Source organism: Blastococcus sp. MG754426, from assembly GCF_021699055.1.
Lineage (GTDB): Bacteria > Actinomycetota > Actinomycetes > Mycobacteriales > Geodermatophilaceae > Blastococcus.
Genome location: NZ_SSXC01000022.1, coordinates 20,330 through 34,415 on the forward strand (window position 1 = coordinate 20,330; position 14,086 = coordinate 34,415).

At 76.3% G+C, this 14,086-nt stretch carries 15 protein-coding genes and 1 pseudogene; 11 read left to right on the top strand and 5 right to left on the bottom strand.

Annotation, left to right across the window (positions count from 1 at the left end):
• The 3 genes and pseudogenes from E9549_RS09805 (at position 1) to E9549_RS09815 (ending at position 2,441) form a co-directional block, all read left to right on the top strand.
• Entirely contained in the window at positions 1-1,497 is a 1,497-nt protein-coding gene (locus E9549_RS09805; RefSeq protein WP_236826356.1) for a glycerol-3-phosphate dehydrogenase/oxidase, read from the top strand.
• Between the two features lie 108 nt (positions 1,498-1,605).
• Positions 1,606-2,157, top strand: a pseudogene (locus E9549_RS09810) (class I SAM-dependent methyltransferase); the annotation flags it as partial.
• Between the two features lie 107 nt (positions 2,158-2,264).
• Positions 2,265-2,441 (top strand): hypothetical protein, encoded by a 177-nt coding sequence (locus tag E9549_RS09815; protein ID WP_236826357.1) that lies wholly within the window; start codon positions 2,265-2,267, stop codon positions 2,439-2,441.
• A 4-nt stretch (positions 2,442-2,445) separates the two neighbouring features.
• On the opposite strand, the gene E9549_RS09820 is transcribed toward E9549_RS09815, so the two are convergent.
• A complete protein-coding gene (locus E9549_RS09820) occupies positions 2,446-3,531 on the bottom strand; it encodes an aromatic acid exporter family protein (RefSeq protein WP_236826358.1) in 1,086 nt (361 codons plus the stop codon).
• 261 nt (positions 3,532-3,792) lie between these two features.
• Between E9549_RS09820 and E9549_RS09825 the strand changes: the two genes are divergently transcribed.
• Genes E9549_RS09825 through E9549_RS09840 form a run of 4 tightly spaced genes read left to right on the top strand, consistent with a single transcriptional unit; the run spans position 3,793 to position 7,400 of the window.
• Positions 3,793-4,434 (top strand): ABC transporter permease, encoded by a 642-nt coding sequence (locus tag E9549_RS09825; RefSeq protein ID WP_236826387.1) that lies wholly within the window; start codon positions 3,793-3,795, stop codon positions 4,432-4,434.
• Positions 4,427-5,611, top strand: coding sequence for an ABC transporter ATP-binding protein (locus tag E9549_RS09830; protein ID WP_236826359.1), 1,185 nt, complete (start codon positions 4,427-4,429; stop codon positions 5,609-5,611). The genes E9549_RS09825 and E9549_RS09830 overlap by 8 nt, the downstream gene beginning before the upstream one ends.
• On the top strand, positions 5,608-6,423 hold the full coding sequence (locus E9549_RS09835) for an ABC transporter permease (protein ID WP_236826360.1): 816 nt from the start codon (positions 5,608-5,610) through the stop codon (positions 6,421-6,423). Before E9549_RS09830 ends, E9549_RS09835 begins: the two co-directional genes overlap by 4 nt.
• A complete protein-coding gene (locus E9549_RS09840; RefSeq protein WP_236826361.1) occupies positions 6,423-7,400 on the top strand; it encodes a glycine betaine ABC transporter substrate-binding protein in 978 nt (325 codons plus the stop codon). The genes E9549_RS09835 and E9549_RS09840 overlap by 1 nt, the downstream gene beginning before the upstream one ends.
• On the opposite strand, the gene E9549_RS09845 is transcribed toward E9549_RS09840, so the two are convergent.
• Positions 7,387-7,848, bottom strand: a complete 462-nt coding sequence (locus E9549_RS09845; protein WP_236826362.1) for a MarR family winged helix-turn-helix transcriptional regulator — start codon at positions 7,846-7,848, stop codon at positions 7,387-7,389. The two genes, E9549_RS09840 and E9549_RS09845, sit on opposite strands and share 14 nt — an antisense overlap.
• 30 nt (positions 7,849-7,878) lie before the next feature.
• Between E9549_RS09845 and E9549_RS09850 the strand changes: the two genes are divergently transcribed.
• Both E9549_RS09850 and E9549_RS09855 read left to right on the top strand, forming a co-directional pair.
• A complete protein-coding gene (locus E9549_RS09850; protein WP_236826363.1) occupies positions 7,879-8,760 on the top strand; it encodes an NmrA family NAD(P)-binding protein in 882 nt (293 codons plus the stop codon).
• Positions 8,757-9,392 (top strand): NAD(P)-dependent oxidoreductase, encoded by a 636-nt coding sequence (locus tag E9549_RS09855; RefSeq protein WP_236826364.1) that lies wholly within the window; start codon positions 8,757-8,759, stop codon positions 9,390-9,392. Before E9549_RS09850 ends, E9549_RS09855 begins: the two co-directional genes overlap by 4 nt.
• 10 nt (positions 9,393-9,402) lie before the next feature.
• Here E9549_RS09855 and E9549_RS24120 read toward each other — a convergent pair whose 3' ends face one another.
• Positions 9,403-10,155, bottom strand: coding sequence for a MerR family transcriptional regulator (locus tag E9549_RS24120; protein ID WP_236826365.1), 753 nt, complete (start codon positions 10,153-10,155; stop codon positions 9,403-9,405).
• A 77-nt stretch (positions 10,156-10,232) separates the two neighbouring features.
• Here E9549_RS24120 and E9549_RS09865 point away from each other — a divergent pair, with 77 nt between their 5' ends.
• Positions 10,233-10,934, top strand: a complete 702-nt coding sequence (locus tag E9549_RS09865; RefSeq protein WP_236826366.1) for a class I SAM-dependent methyltransferase — start codon at positions 10,233-10,235, stop codon at positions 10,932-10,934.
• A 45-nt stretch (positions 10,935-10,979) separates the two neighbouring features.
• Positions 10,980-11,867: a haloalkane dehalogenase gene (locus E9549_RS09870; protein ID WP_236826367.1), complete on the top strand. Its 888-nt coding sequence runs from the start codon at positions 10,980-10,982 to the stop codon at positions 11,865-11,867.
• Between the two features lie 7 nt (positions 11,868-11,874).
• Here E9549_RS09870 and E9549_RS09875 read toward each other — a convergent pair whose 3' ends face one another.
• Positions 11,875-12,471, bottom strand: coding sequence for a TMEM165/GDT1 family protein (locus E9549_RS09875; protein WP_236826368.1), 597 nt, complete (start codon positions 12,469-12,471; stop codon positions 11,875-11,877).
• 87 nt (positions 12,472-12,558) lie between these two features.
• Positions 12,559-14,058, bottom strand: a complete 1,500-nt coding sequence (locus E9549_RS09880; protein ID WP_304505745.1) for a diguanylate cyclase domain-containing protein — start codon at positions 14,056-14,058, stop codon at positions 12,559-12,561.
• Positions 14,059-14,086 lie beyond the last annotated feature (28 nt).

Below are 14,086 nucleotides of genomic sequence, written 5' to 3' on the forward strand. Positions count from 1 at the left end.
GTGATCGGTTCCCTGTCGCCCGCCCGCCGGGCCCGTGACCTCGCCGCCGTCGCCGGGGCGGCCGTCGACGTGGTCGTGGTCGGCGCCGGCGTCACCGGCGCCGGGGTGGCGCTGGACGCGGCGTCCCGCGGGCTCTCGGTGCTGCTGTGCGAGCGGGCCGACCTCGCGGCGGGCACCAGCCGGTGGTCCTCGAAGCTGGTGCACGGCGGGCTGCGCTACCTGGCCCACGGGGAGCTCGGCCTGGCGCGGGAGAGCGCCCGCGAGCGCGCCGTCCTCATGGGGGCGACGGCGCCGCACCTGGTGCGCCCGCTGCCCTTCCTCGTCCCCGACGCCGCCGGCCGCGACGTCACCGCCCTCGCCGAGCTGGGCGGGCGGCTGGGTGACGCGGTGCGGTTCTCGGTGCCCGGTGGGCGGCGGTCGCTGCCCCCGACCCGGCGGGTGGGCGCCGCCGAGGTGGGCCGGCTGGTCGCGGGGGTGCGGCCCGGCGGCGGTGGCGTCGTCTTCTGGGACGGGCAGCTGGTCGACGACGCGCGCCTCGTCGTCGCCCTGGTCCGGACGGCGGCCGCGCACGGCGCCCGCGTGCTCACCGGCGCCGCGGTCACCGCCGTCGACGGCGCGGACGTGCACGTGGCCACCGACGAGGGGCCGGTCACCGTGCGGGCGGGGGCGGTGGTCAACGCGGCCGGGGTCTGGGCGCAGCGGCTCGCGCCCGGCCTCCGGCTGGTGCCCTCCCGCGGCTCGCACCTCGTGGTGCCGGGCGTGCGGCTGGGGTCACCCTCGGCGGCGCTGACCGTGCCGCTGCCCGGCTCGCGCTCGCGGTACGTGTTCGCGCTGCCGCAGGCCGATGGGCTGGTCTACCTGGGGCTGACCGACGAGCCGGTCGAGGGGCCGGTGCCCGACGACGACGCGACGCCGTCCGAGGCCGAGGTGGCGCAGCTGCTGGGCACCGTGAACCGGGTGCTCGCCGAGCCGCTGACCCCTGGCGACGTGGTGGGCGCCTACGCGGGCTACCGGCCGCTGGTGCTGCCCGCGGCGGCGACCCCCGGCAGCGCGACCGCAGACCTCTCCCGCCGGCACCTCCTGGCGTGGGACGGACCGGTCCTCTCCGTGGTCGGCGGGAAGCTCACCACCTACCGCGCCATGGCCGAGGAGGCCGTCGACGCCGTCGTGGCGCGGCTCGGCCGGGGCGCTGCGCGGTCGGTCACCGCGCGGCTGGCGCTGGTCGGGGCCGCGCCGCGGGTGGCGCTGGACCGGCTGGTCGCGCCGCCGCGGCTGGTGGCCCGGTACGGCACCGAGGCGCCGGCGGTCGAGGCGCTGGGGCCGGCGCTGGTGGTCGCGGGACGGCCGGAGACGGTGGGGGAGCTGCGGTTCGCCGTCCGCCACGAGGGGGCGCGCACCGTGGCCGACCTGCTCGACCGCCGCACCCGCATCGGCCTGGTGCCCGCAGACAGGGAGCGCGCGGTGCCGGTGGCCGAGCAGGTGCTCGCCGAGGCCTGACCCGCCGCGACGACCAGGTCCCCCGGTCATGGCGCGCCCTCCCTCACCGTGGGCGCTGGGCGAGGACGCGCTGCGCCGAGGGAGGACAGGCGTATCTCGTGCAGTGAGATGCTGGTTCCACTCTGCGAGACGGAGGAGAACACTGCGGCCGTGGACACCTACACGCACGGGCACGCCGAGCCGGTCCTGCAGTCGCACCGGTGGCGCACCGCCGGGAACTCCGCCGCGCACCTCCTGCCCGCGCTGCGCCCCGGCCTCGACCTGCTCGACGTCGGCTGCGGGCCGGGCACGATCACCGTCGACCTGGCCGCACGGGTGGCGCCCGGCCGGGTGCTGGGCCTGGACCTCTCCGCCGACCCCCTCGACGAGGCGCGGGCCGCCGCCGACCGGGCCGGGGTCGCGGTCACCTTCGCGGTCGGCGACGTCCACGCCCTCGACCTGCCCGACGCCTCGTTCGACGTCGTCCACGCCCACCAGGTGCTGCAGCACCTCACCGACCCGGTGGCCGCGCTGCGGGAGATGGCGCGGGTGTGCCGGCCGGGCGGGCTGGTCGCCGTCCGCGACGTCGACTACGCGGCGACCACCTGGTTCCCCGCCGACGACGGGCTGGACCGCTGGCTGTCGCTCTACCGGCAGGTGGCCCGCCGCAACCACGCCGAGCCCGACGCCGGGCGGCGGCTGCTGTCCTGGGCCCACGCGGCGGGCCTGCGCGACGTCACGGCGACGACGTCGTCCTGGTGCTTCGCCACCCCGGCGGAGCGGGAGTGGTGGGGCCGCTCGTGGGCGGGGCGGCGACGGCGTCGGCGTTCGCCGAGCAGGCGGTCGCGTACGGCCTGGCGACGCCGGGGGAGCTGCGGGGGATCGCGGACGCGTGGCTGCGCTGGGCCGCCGCGGACGACGGCTGGCTCGGCATGCTGCACGGGGAGCTGCTGGTCCGCGTGTGACCCCTCAGGCCACCTCCTGCCGCTGGTGCGCACCGAGCGTCGCCAGGCTGCGCCGGAGGCCGACGGCCACCGCCCCGAGGGCGAAGAAGCCCTGGTCGTCACCGATGGCGGAGTCGCGCACCAGCGCCGTGAGCCGCCCGGCCGCGGCGAGCGCGCCGTCGACGGCGCGGTCGCGCTCGTCCGGCCCGGCGCCCGCGGCGTGGTACGGGGTGCGGACGACGCCGGCCAGGCCGTCGAGGGCGTCGGCCAGCACCCAGCCGGTCCCGTCGTCGACGCGGTCCAGCCCGCGGCGGTGCGGCTGGAACTCGACGACCAGCGTGGTGAGGTCGTCGATGAGGACGGCGACGCGGTCCAGGGCCCGGGACTGCTCCCGGATGCTGGCGGCGGTCCCGTGCCACTTCCGCGCCCGCGGGTTGGCCCGCCGCGCGCGCTCGACCACCAGCTCCGCGTGCCGCATCCGCTCCAGCGCCCGGTCGAGCTCGGTCCCGCGGGCGTCCCACTCGTCGGGCGCCGGTACCCGGCCGCTGCGCAGGGCGGCTGCCATGGTGCCCAGGTGGTCGGCGATCAGCGCCCGGGCCGCCTGGATCCGCTGGACCGCCGTGGTGAGCTGCAGCGGCGGGAAGAGCACGGTGGTCACCAGGACGCCGATCGCCGCCCCCAGGAAGGTCAGCCCGGCGTAGCGGACCGCGTAGTCGGCGGGGTCGGCCGTGCCCACCGTGAGCATCAGGACGGCCGCGAAGCTGACCCAGCTCGCCTGCTCCCTCAGGACCCGCCACTGCTCGACGACGATCGCCAGCAGCACGATCAGCGCGATGCTCAGCGCATTGGGCACCGCCCGGGTGAGCTCGTACACCCCGACGGCGAGCGCGAAGCCGAGCAGGATGGCCAGCAGGCTCCGCCACGCCGCCGACGCGGAGTCCGCGACGGTCGGGCTGACGGCGATCACCGCGCCGAGCGGGGCGTAGTAGGCGTAGTCGGAGAGGCTCCCGGGCAGCAGCAGGGCCACCTGCCACGCCAGGCCCGCTGCCAGCGCTGCCCGGACCGCTCGCTGCACCCACGGCTGCTGCAGCCGCGCGACCACCTGTCCCACCCCGCCAGGATGCGCTCCCCTCCCGGCGTCCCCTCCCCGGGGTGGGGACGCCGGCGGCGGCCCCGCCGCGCGATGTCACGGAACCGTCATGGGCGGCGGGTCGCCGGCCCCGGTGAGCTGTGCGAGAGTCGATGGCCGCGTGTCGTGGCTCGCCGGCTGCCTGGAGCGCCGAAGATCGCCCGCCCCGCCGATCGGCGGGACGGCTCGCACTGCCGGACGACGAGGACGCGGCCCCGACGCGGGCCAGGGGAGGTGCGGCCCATGTGGGAGTACGTGACCGAGCGGGCCGACCTCATCACCTTCCAGGCGGTCCAGCACGTCAGCCTCGTCGTGCAGTGCGTCCTGCTGGGCTCGCTGATCGGGGTCGCGCTGGCGGTCCTGGTGTACCGCAACCCCACGGCGACGGCCCTGGCCAACGGGGTGTCGGCCGTGGGCCTGACCATCCCCGCCTTCGCGCTGCTGGGCATCCTCCTGGCGCCGTTCGGCTTCGGCATCACGCCCGCGGTGATCGCGGTGACCTTCTACGCGGCGCTGCCGGTGCTGCGCAACGCCGTGGTCGGGCTGGCGGGGGTCGACCGGGCCACCGTCGAGTCCGCGCGGGGCATCGGCATGACCCGCGCCGCCGCCCTGCTGCGGGTGGAGCTGCCGCTGGCCTGGCCGGTCATCCTGGCCGGCATCCGCGTCGCCACGCAGATGGTCATGGGCATCGCCGCGATCGCGGCCTACGTGCTCGGGCCCGGGCTCGGTGGCTTCATCTTCTCCGGCCTCTCCCGGCTGGGTGGCGCGAACGCCCTCAACTCCGCGCTGACCGGGACGATCGCCATCGTCCTGCTCGCGCTCGTCCTCGACCTGCTGCTCGTGCTGGTGGGTCGGCTCACCACCCCCAGGGGGATCCGTGCCTGAGACCGCATCCGCAGCCGCCGCCGGGACGGCGGGCGACGACCGGCGCATCAGCGGGGTGCCGATCCGCCTGGAGGGCGTCACCAAGCGCTACCCCGGGCAGGACCGGCCGGCGGTCGACGACGTCGACCTGGAGATCGCCGCCGGCGAGACGGTGATGTTCGTCGGCCCGTCCGGCTGCGGGAAGACCACCCTGCTCAAGATGCTCAACCGGCTCATCGAGCCGACCAGCGGGCGCATCCACCTGGGCGACGAGGACGTCACGGACCAGGACGCCGACCAGCTGCGCCGGAGGATCGGCTACGTCATCCAGGCCGGCGGGCTCTTCCCGCACATGACCGTCGCGACGAACGTCGGGATGGTCCCCCGGATGCTCAGGTGGGACAAGCAGCGCACCGCCGCCCGGATCGACGAGCTGCTCGAGCTGGTCGGCCTGGACCCGGCCGTCTACCGCGACCGGTACCCGCGGGAGCTCTCCGGCGGGCAGCAGCAGCGGGTCGGCGTGGCCCGCGCCCTGGCCGCGGACCCGCCGGTGCTGCTGATGGACGAGCCGTTCGGCGCCGTGGACCCGGTCACCCGCCAGCGCCTGCAGGACGAGCTGCTGCGCATCCAGGAGGAGCTGGGGAAGACGATCGTGTTCGTCACCCACGACTTCGACGAGGCGGTGAAGCTGGGCGACCGCATCGTCGTCTTCGACGTCGGGGCGCGGGTGGTCCAGTACGACACCCCGGAGCGGATCCTCGCCGAGCCGGCGGAGGACTACGTCGCCGACTTCGTCGGCGCGGGCGCCACCCTCAAGCAGCTCACGCTGACCCGGGTCGGCGACGTCGACCTCGTGCAGGTGACGACGGCGGTCGCGGGCTCCCCGTCCGCGGAGGCGGTGGCCGCGGCGCAGGCCGCCGGCGACGACTTCGTGGTGGTGCTGGACTCGAGGGGGCGGCCGATCAGCTGGCCGACGGTGGCCGAGCTGACCCGGACGACCACGGTGCCGCACACGGTGGACGAGCGGCTCCCGGTCGTCGGGCTGCGGTCGACGCTCAACGACGCGCTGGACACCATGCTCGCGGCCAGCCAGGGCGGCGTCGTGGTGACCGGACGGCGTGACGGACTCGCCGGGGTGATGGCGGTGGAGACCGTCATGGCCGCCATCCAGCGGTCCCGCACGGAGACGGCCGGATGACCGCCGCCCCCGAGGTGCGCGCCGGCGGCGCACCGGAACCCGCCCCCGCCGAGGAGACCGCGCGGCACGCCGACCCCTCCGCCGCGGGCGGCGGTGGCTGGCGGGCGCTGCTGCTGCAGCCGGCGCTCGTCGTCCTCGGGGTGGCCGCCTTCCTGGTGTGGCGGCTGACCGCCGACCTGAGCGACACCGAGGCCCGGCAGCTCGGCTGGGGCGTGCTCGGCGACAGCATCCGCGAGCACCTGGCCCTGACCGTCGTCGCCGCGGTCATCGTGCTGCTCATCGCGGTGCCGCTGGGCATCGCGCTGACCCGGCGCCCGCTGCGGCGGCTCAGCCCGCTGGTCGTCGGCATCGCCAACACCGGGCAGGCGGCCCCCGCGATCGGCCTGTTCGTCCTGCTGGCCACCTGGCTGGGCTTCGGCTTCGGGACGACGGTCGTCGCGCTCGTCGTGTACGCGGCGCTGCCCGTGCTGCGCAACACCATGGTCGGCATCCAGGGGGTCGACGAACGGCTGGTCGAGGCGGGGCGCGGCATGGGGATGAGCGCGCTGGCGGTGCTGCTGCGGGTGGAGCTCCCGCTCGCCGTGCCGGTGCTGCTCGCCGGCGTGCGCACCGCCCTCGTCCTGCTGGTCGGGACGGCCACGCTGGCCACCTTCATCGACGGCGGCGGGCTGGGCGTCCTGATCAACACCGGGATCACCCTCTCGCTGGACTCGCTGCTGATCAGCGGGGCGGTGCTCGTCGCGCTGCTCGCGCTGGCGGTGGACTGGCTGGGCAGGGTCGTCGAGCACGTCGCCCGGCCGAAGGGGCTGTGATGCGCGCCCCCGCTGCCGCCGCCGCGGCCGTCCTGTCCACCGCGCTGGTGGCCGGCTGCGGCCTGGAGAGCGCCAACACCTTCACCCCGGAGGCCGCGCCGGGCGCGATCGAGCCGGTCGCGGAGGAGGGCGCGCAGGTCGTCGTCGGCACCAAGAACTTCACCGAGGCGCTGCTCCTGGGCAAGATCGCCGTGATCGCCCTGCAGGTGGCGGGCTTCGACGTCGTCGACCGCAGCGGCATCCCCGGTGCCGCCCCGGCGCGGGCCGCGATGCTCGACGGCGAGGTCGAGGTGCAGTGGGAGTACACCGGCACCGGGTGGCTGAACTACCTGGGGATGCCGGAGGGGATCCCCGACCGGCAGGAGCAGTACGAGGCGGTGCGCGACGCCGATGCGGCCAACGGGCTCACCTGGCTGCCGCCGGCCCCGCTGAACAACACGTACGCCTTCGCCGTCCGCTCCGAGGCGGTGCCGGAGCTCGGTGGGGTCGCCAGCCTCTCCGACGTCGCCGAGCTGCCGGTGGAGCAGCGGACGTTCTGCGTGGAGTCGGAGTTCGCCACGCGCGGTGACGGCTTCGAGCCGATGCTCGAGGCGTACGGCATCCCGCTCGGCGACCCGGACGGCGTGCCGCGGGAGAACGTCCGCGTCCTGGACACCGGTGCGGTCTACACGGCGACCGACGACGGGGCGTGCAACTTCGGCGAGGTCTTCACCACCGACGGCCGGATCGCGGCGCTGGACCTCACCGTCCTGGAGGACGACCGCGGCTACTTCCCCGCCTACAACGCGGCCCCGGTGGTGGTGACCGACGTCCTGGAGGAGAACCCGGCGATCGCCGACGTGTTCGCCCGGATCGCCCCGCGGCTCACCGACGAGGTGATGGTGGAGCTCAACGGCCGCGTCGACGTCGGCGGGGAGCAACCCGCCGACGTCGCCCTGGACTGGCTGGTCTCCGAGGGGCTGGTCACCCGCGGCTGACCCGCGCCCCCGGAGCGGGGGCCATCGCCTCGGCGAAGCGGGTCAGCAGGTCGGCCAGCGTGCCGATCTCGTCCTCCGGCCAGGAGTCGAGCGCGCCGCGCAGCCGGGCGGTGCGGAAGGCGCGCGACGCCGCCACCAGCCGTTCCCCGTCCGCGGTGAGCGACAGGGCCACCCGCCGCGGATCCCCGGTGTGCGGCCGCCGCGCGACCATGCCGGCCGCCACGGCCCGGCCGACCAGCCGGCTCGCCGTCGAGTGGGTGACGCCGAGCGTGCCCGCGACCTCGGTGACGCCGGCGTCGGCGCCGGCCCGGCCGTGCTCCTCGACGGCCAGGCTCACCAGCAGGGTGGAGCCCTCCACGGTGCGCCCCTCGTGCTCGATCCCCGCCGGGGCGTCCCAGACGCGCCGCAGCCGCAGCAGCGCCCGGTCGAGGCGTTCGAGATCGGACACGGCGCCCTCCTTCACATGTACCGTACACATATGACCGTCCTGGTGACCGGCGCCTCCGGCAACGTCGGCCGGCCCGTCGTCGACCGCCTCGTGGCCGGCGGGATCGCCGTCCGCCGCGCGGACCGCAGCCCCGCCGATCATGCCGGGCCCGGCGCCGAGGCCGTCCGCTTCGACTTCACCGATCCGTCCACGTGGCCGGCCGCCTTCGCCGGCGTCGAGACGGTCTTCCTGGTCCGCCCGCCGGCGCTCGGGGACGTCCGGCGCGACCTGCTGCCCGCGGTGGCCGCGGCCCGGGACGCCGGCGTCGGCCACGTCGTCTTCCTGTCGCTGCAGGGCGCCGAGCGGATCCCCGTCGTCCCGCACGCGACCGTGGAGCGCTGGTTGCGCGGCTCCGGCATGTCGTGGACGTTCGTGCGCCCGTCCTTCTCCACGCAGAACCTCTCGACCACCCACGCCGCCGACATCCGCGACCGGGACGAGCTGGTCCTGCCGGCGGGGGACGGGCGCACGGCGTTCGTGGACACGCTGGACGTCGCCGACGTCGTCGCCGCCGTCCTCGCCGAGCCGCGGGCGCACCGCGGGCGGGCGTGGACGGTCACCGGGCCGGAGGCGCTGACCCACGGCGAGGTGGCGGACGCGCTGTCCGAGGTCCTCGGCCGCCGCATCACCTACCGCCCGACAGGCGTGCTGCGGTACGTCCGCCACGCGCGCACGGCGCTCGGGATGGGCGCCGGGATGGCGTGGGTGACCGCCGGCATCTACACGACCGCGCGGCTCGGGCTGGCCGCCGGCCTGACCGGTGACGTGCGGCAGGTGACCGGGCGCGACCCGCGCCCGGTGCTCGAGACCGTGCGGCGCGAGGCGGGGGCGTGGCGCCGCCCGGAGACCGTCCCCCGGGAGGAGTCGTCGTGAAGGTCGCCGTGCTGGGGGCCACCGGGCGCACCGGCCGCCCGCTGGTCGAGGAACTGCTCCGCCGCGGGCACGAGGTCACCGTGCTCGTGCGCGACCCGGCGAAGCTGGGGGAGACGGCGGGGCGGGTCCGCCTCGTCCCCGGCAGCAGCCGGGACGAGGCCGCGCTCACCGAGCTGGTCTCGGGTGCGGATGCGGTCGTCTCCGCCCTGGGCCCGGTGGGCGGAGACCACACGCTGCACCGGGACACCGCCGCGGCGCTGGTCCCGGTCATGCAACGGACCGGGGTGGCACGCTTCGTCGGCGTCTCCGGAGCCGGGATCGACGTGCCGGGCGACCGGAAGTCCCCCACCGCGCGGATCATCTCCCTGCTCATCCAGAAGCTGGGCGGCGAGGTGGTGCAGGACAAGCCGGCCGAGCACGCCCGCTGGGCGGCCAGCGACCGGGAGTGGACCCTGGTGCGGCCGCCGCGGCTCAAGGAGGGCAGCCCGACCGGCGCGGTCGACCACGACGCCCACCGGTCGGCGCGGGCGACCTGGATCGACCGCGCCGACCTGGCGGCGTTCCTCGTCGACTGCGTCGAGCAGGACCTCTACCGGCGCCAGGCGCCGCTGGTGGCCGCGGCCAAGGCCTGACCGCACACGCTCAGCCCTGGCGCGCGGCGTTGGCCTCGACGGCGGTGCCCACGTACCGCGCCAGGCCGGGCGCGATCCGCTCGTAGTGGGCGGTGAACCGCTCGTCCTCGACGTACATCCGGCCCAGGCCGGCGTGCATCTCGGGCGGGCAGTCGTAGAAGTTCCGGCCGATGTGCTGCCGGTGCTCCTCCGCGAGGTCCATCGCCCGCTCCGAGTCGGCCGGGGCGCCGTCGGCCAGGGCGGCCGCGAAACGGGCCTCGAGGTCCTCCCCCTCGGCCTTGATGCGCAGCCAGTCCTCCTTGGCGTACGCCGCGGTCCTCCGCTTCGACTCCGCGTGGGCGTCCGTCTCGCCCCAGCGCTCCCGGACCTCGGCCTCGTACCGCTCCGGGTCGTGCTCGCCGAACACCTCGAACCGCTCCTCCGGGGTCAGGTCGATCCCCATGTCCCGTGCCTCCATCTCCTTCTCGACGGCCGCGACCATGGCCTGCGTCCGCTCCAGCCGGTCCCGCAGCAGCCGGTGCTGCCGGCGCAGGTGCTCGGCGGGGTCGGCGGACGGGTCGTCCAGCAGGGCCGCGACCTCCTCGAGGGGGAACCCGAGCTCGCGGTACAGCAGCACCTGGTGCAGCCGGTCGAGGTCGGCCGGCGCGTACCGCCGGTAGCCGGCCGACGTCCGCCCGGACGGCCGCAGCAGGCCGATCCGGTCGTAGTGGTGCAGCGTGCGCACCGTGACGCCGGCCAGCGCGGCCACCTCTCCCACGTTCACCGGATCCCTCCTCTCCGTGACGACGACGAGCGTGCGGCCTGACGTCGCGTCAGGGTCAAGCCTCTATGGTCGGTCCGGTGAGCGGGGGAGCGGACGGCTGGGGCGCGGTGCTGCACGAGGCGGTGCTGGACGCCGCCGCGGTGGCCGCCGGCACCCGGCTGCTCGACCTGGGCTGCGGTGCAGGCGGGCTGGCGCGGCGCGCGGCCGACCGCGGTGCCCGGGTGACCGGCGTCGACACCGACCCGGACGCCGTCGCGGAGGCGGCCGCCGCCGTCCCCGGCGGGACGTTCCTCGTGCGGCACGCGCAGGACCCGCCGCCCGGGCCGTTCGACGTCGTCACCGCCGTCCAGCTGCTCATGCACGTGGCCGACCCGGTCGCGGTGCTGCACCGGGCCGGGCGGGCCGGCGGTGTCGTCGTCGCGACCGTCTGGGGCCGCGACCGGGAGTGCGACCTGCGGGTGCTGCAGGAGGCCCTGGCGCCGCGCCGGCCCGGCCGGGGGCCCGCGGTGAGCGAGCCGGCGCGGCTGCGCGCGATGGCGGGACGGGCGGGGCTGGTGGTCGAGCGGCTCGACGAGGTGGTCGTGCCGTTCGGCTACGCGGACGCCGACGAGCTGCTCGGGCCCCTCATGGCCACGCCGGTCGCCCGCTCGGCGGCGCGCCGGGCCGAGCCCGAGGCGGTGCGGGACAGCCTGCTCGAGCACCTGGCGCCCCACCGCACCGGCGACGGCGGCTACCGGCTGCGCAACCTGTTCCGCGTGCTGGTCGCACGGCCGGCCTGAGACGGCGACCGGCGGGGATCGCCGGGCGGTGTGAGGATCGGCGGCATGGCCGACGACGTCTCGCCCGAGGACCCGTTCCCCCGCACGCGGATCACCGTCGGGGACGCCGAGATGGCCTACGTCGACGTCGGCACCGGGGAGTCGATCGTCTTCCTGCACGGCAACCCGACGTCGTCCTACCTCTGGCGCAACGTCATCCCGCACGTGCAGCACCTCGGCCGCTGCATCGCCCCCGACCTCGTCGGCATGGGTGAGTCGGACAAGCTGCCCGACGCCGGTCCCGGCACCTACTCGTTCGCCACGCACGCGGCCTACCTGGAGGAGTTCCTCGACCGGGTCTTCGTCGGCGACCGCGTCACGCTGGTCCTGCACGACTGGGGGTCGGGCCTGGGCTTCGACTGGGCCGAACGCCACCAGGACCGGGTCCGGGGCATCGCGTTCACCGAGGCGATCGTCGCCCCGGTGACCTGGGACGACTGGCCCGCGGCGGCGCGCAACGTCTTCCAGGTCATGCGCGGCCCGGACGGCGAGGCCGCGGTGCTGGACAAGAACGTCTTCGTCGAGCGCGTGCTGCCCGCGTCGGTGGCCCGCGGCCTCACCCCCGGGGCGCACGACCGCTACCGGGCCCCGTTCGCCCGGCGCGAGGACCGCTGGCCGACCCTCGAGTGGCCCCGCCAGCTGCCGATCGAGGGGGAGCCGACGGCGGTCGTCGAGGTGGTGGGGCGCTACGGGGCGTGGCTCGCCGGCAGCGACGTCCCCAAGCTCTTCATCGACGCCGATCCGGGGTCGATCCTGGTCGGGCGGCAGCGGGAGTTCGTGCGCACCTGGCCGGCGCTCACCGAGGTCACCGTCGCGGGCAGCCACTTCGTCCCGGAGGACTCCCCGCACGAGATCGGCCGCGCGGTGGCCGACTGGATACCGACGCTGCCCTGATCGCCGGTCAGGTGAGCGCGCGGACCGTCTCGACGGCCGCGACCACGGCGAACACGAGGAACAGGCCCGCGGCGACCCGGCGGATCAGCGGGATCGGCAGCCGGTCGGCCAGCTTCTTGCCCAGGAACACGGCGAGCCCGGACACCACGAGCAGCGCGGCCCAGGCGCCGACGAACACCGACAGCGGCTCCTCGTAGCGCGCGGCCAGCCCGGCGGTGGCGAGCTGGGAGAGGTCGCCCCACTCGGCCGCGAACAGCACGCCGAAGGAGATCGCCGCGGCCCTCAGGAACGACGTCCGCTCCCGGGCGTCCGCGGCCGCGCCGGCGTCCTCGGCGCCCGCGGTGGCGCTGCGCCAGAGGATCACCGCGCCCACGAGGAACAGCAGCGCCACGACGCCGGTGACCAGCGCCTCGGGCAGCAGCGAGAGCAGCGACCCCGCGGTGACCGCGATCGCCACCTGCAGGCCGAAGGCGGTGCCGACGCCGACGAACACCGGCAGCGGCGGGAAGCGGGTGGCCAGCACCAGGCTGGCGAACAGCGTCTTGTCGGGCAGCTCGACCGGCAGCACCAGGACGAAGGCGGCCAGCACGACCGACCAGATCACGGGAACCCTCCTCGCACGGCTCTGCCGGGCGGGGCTCGGGCAGGCGACCTCTCGGCGGTCCACGGTAGCGGCCGCCGGACGGCCGGGTCAGGGAGCGGGGACGGTGGGATCGGTCACCGGGCGGGGCGCCGGGACGCGGGCGCCCCGGCGGGCCGCCTTCACCCGGTACATCGCGGCGTCGGAGGCGGCCAGCGCGGAGTCCGGGGTCTCGCCGGGCCCGCAGAGCGCCACCCCGATGCTGATGCCGACGGCGTGCACATCGCCGTTGGGGCGGCGGAGGGGGGCGTCGAACGCGGCGGTGATCCGGTCGGCGATGACCTGGGCGGCCCGCTCGGAGCCGGCCTCCGGGCAGAGGACGACGAACTCGTCGCCGCCGATCCGCGCCACCGTGTCGCCGGGGCGGATCGCCGCGGCCAGCCGGCGGGCGGCCTCCACGAGCACCTCGTCACCGGCGGCGTGCCCGGCGGTGTCGTTGACCGGCTTGAACCCGTCGAGGTCGCAGTAGAGCACCGCCATCGGACGGCGGGCCCGCTCCGCGGCGGCGAGGGTCTGGTCCAGCCGGTCGAGGAGCAGGTTGCGGTTGGGCAGGCCGGTGAGCGGGTCGTGCAGCGCGGCGTCGCGCAGCGCGTCCTCGAGGGCCCGCTGCTCGGTGACGTCGGAGAGCGTGACGACGGCGCCGAGCAGGTCGCCGTCGGCGCCGTGCACCTGCACGCCGGAGCAGGAGATGCGGCGGAACGGCCGGCCCGGCAGGGCGATGCCCATCTCGGCGTCGTCGATCCGCCCTTCGGCGTAGATCCTGCGCAGCGGCACCTGCTCGGGGGTCAGCGGCTGCCCCGTGACGTCGGTGAGGCCGAAGGTGACCGGGATGTCCGCCGGCTCCACCGTCGGGTCGGCGTCGAGGCCGTGCCAGCGGCGGCTGGCGGCGTTGAAGAGGGTCACCCGACCCGCGGCGTCCGCGCCCACCACGCCGACGGGCAGCACCTCGAGAAGGGACCGCGTGAAGGCCGTCGAGCGGGCCAGCTCCTGGTGCGCCCGGGCGGTCTCGGCCCGGGCGAGCTGGCTGGCGGCGGCGAGGTCGGCGAGCTCGCGCGCCTGCTGCCCCGCGCGGAGCAGCGCGGCCACCGCGGCGGCGACGTCGGCCAGCCGGGCGCGCTCGGTGTCGGTGAAGGCGTGCGGCACCACGTCGAAGACGCAGACCGCCGCCACCGTGCGGCCGTCCACGACCACCGGGACGGTGCCGAAGGCGCGCATCCGTGCGCGGCGCCCGTCCAGCCAGGGGCTGCCGGCGAACGCCGGCTCCAGCGCGAGGTCGTCGCAGGTCTGCACCCCCGGCCCCCGCTCGAGCACGGTCGCCACCATGGAGCCCTCGCGCGGCCAGGAGGCGCCGCGGAAGCCGTGCACCGCCAGGACGTGCATGACGGCGGTGTCCATGGTGATCACCGAGGCCCAGGGCGTCCCGGTGACCGCGGCGGCCACCCGCACCAGGCCCTGGAGCGCGGGGTCGGCGTCCATGACGGGCAGCTCGGAGTCCGCCTCGCGGGCGTCCGGACGCGTGGGCACCGGCGCGGGCTCGGCCGTGCTCGTCATCTCGTGTCCCCCCGCGGGCAGGACCGGC

What these genes read in the sequence shown, in the direction of transcription:
- E9549_RS09850 (WP_236826363.1), top strand. Translation starts at nt 7,879, where the DNA reads ATGACCGTCCTGGTGACCGGCGCCTCCGGCAACGTCGGCCGGCCCGTC.
- E9549_RS09880 (WP_304505745.1), bottom strand. Translation starts at nt 14,058, where the DNA reads ATGACGAGCACGGCCGAGCCCGCGCCGGTGCCCACGCGTCCGGACGCC.
- E9549_RS09825 (WP_236826387.1), top strand. Translation starts at nt 3,793, where the DNA reads ATGTGGGAGTACGTGACCGAGCGGGCCGACCTCATCACCTTCCAGGCG.
- E9549_RS09870 (WP_236826367.1), top strand. Translation starts at nt 10,980, where the DNA reads ATGGCCGACGACGTCTCGCCCGAGGACCCGTTCCCCCGCACGCGGATC.
- E9549_RS09840 (WP_236826361.1), top strand. Translation starts at nt 6,423, where the DNA reads ATGCGCGCCCCCGCTGCCGCCGCCGCGGCCGTCCTGTCCACCGCGCTG.
- E9549_RS09835 (WP_236826360.1), top strand. Translation starts at nt 5,608, where the DNA reads ATGACCGCCGCCCCCGAGGTGCGCGCCGGCGGCGCACCGGAACCCGCC.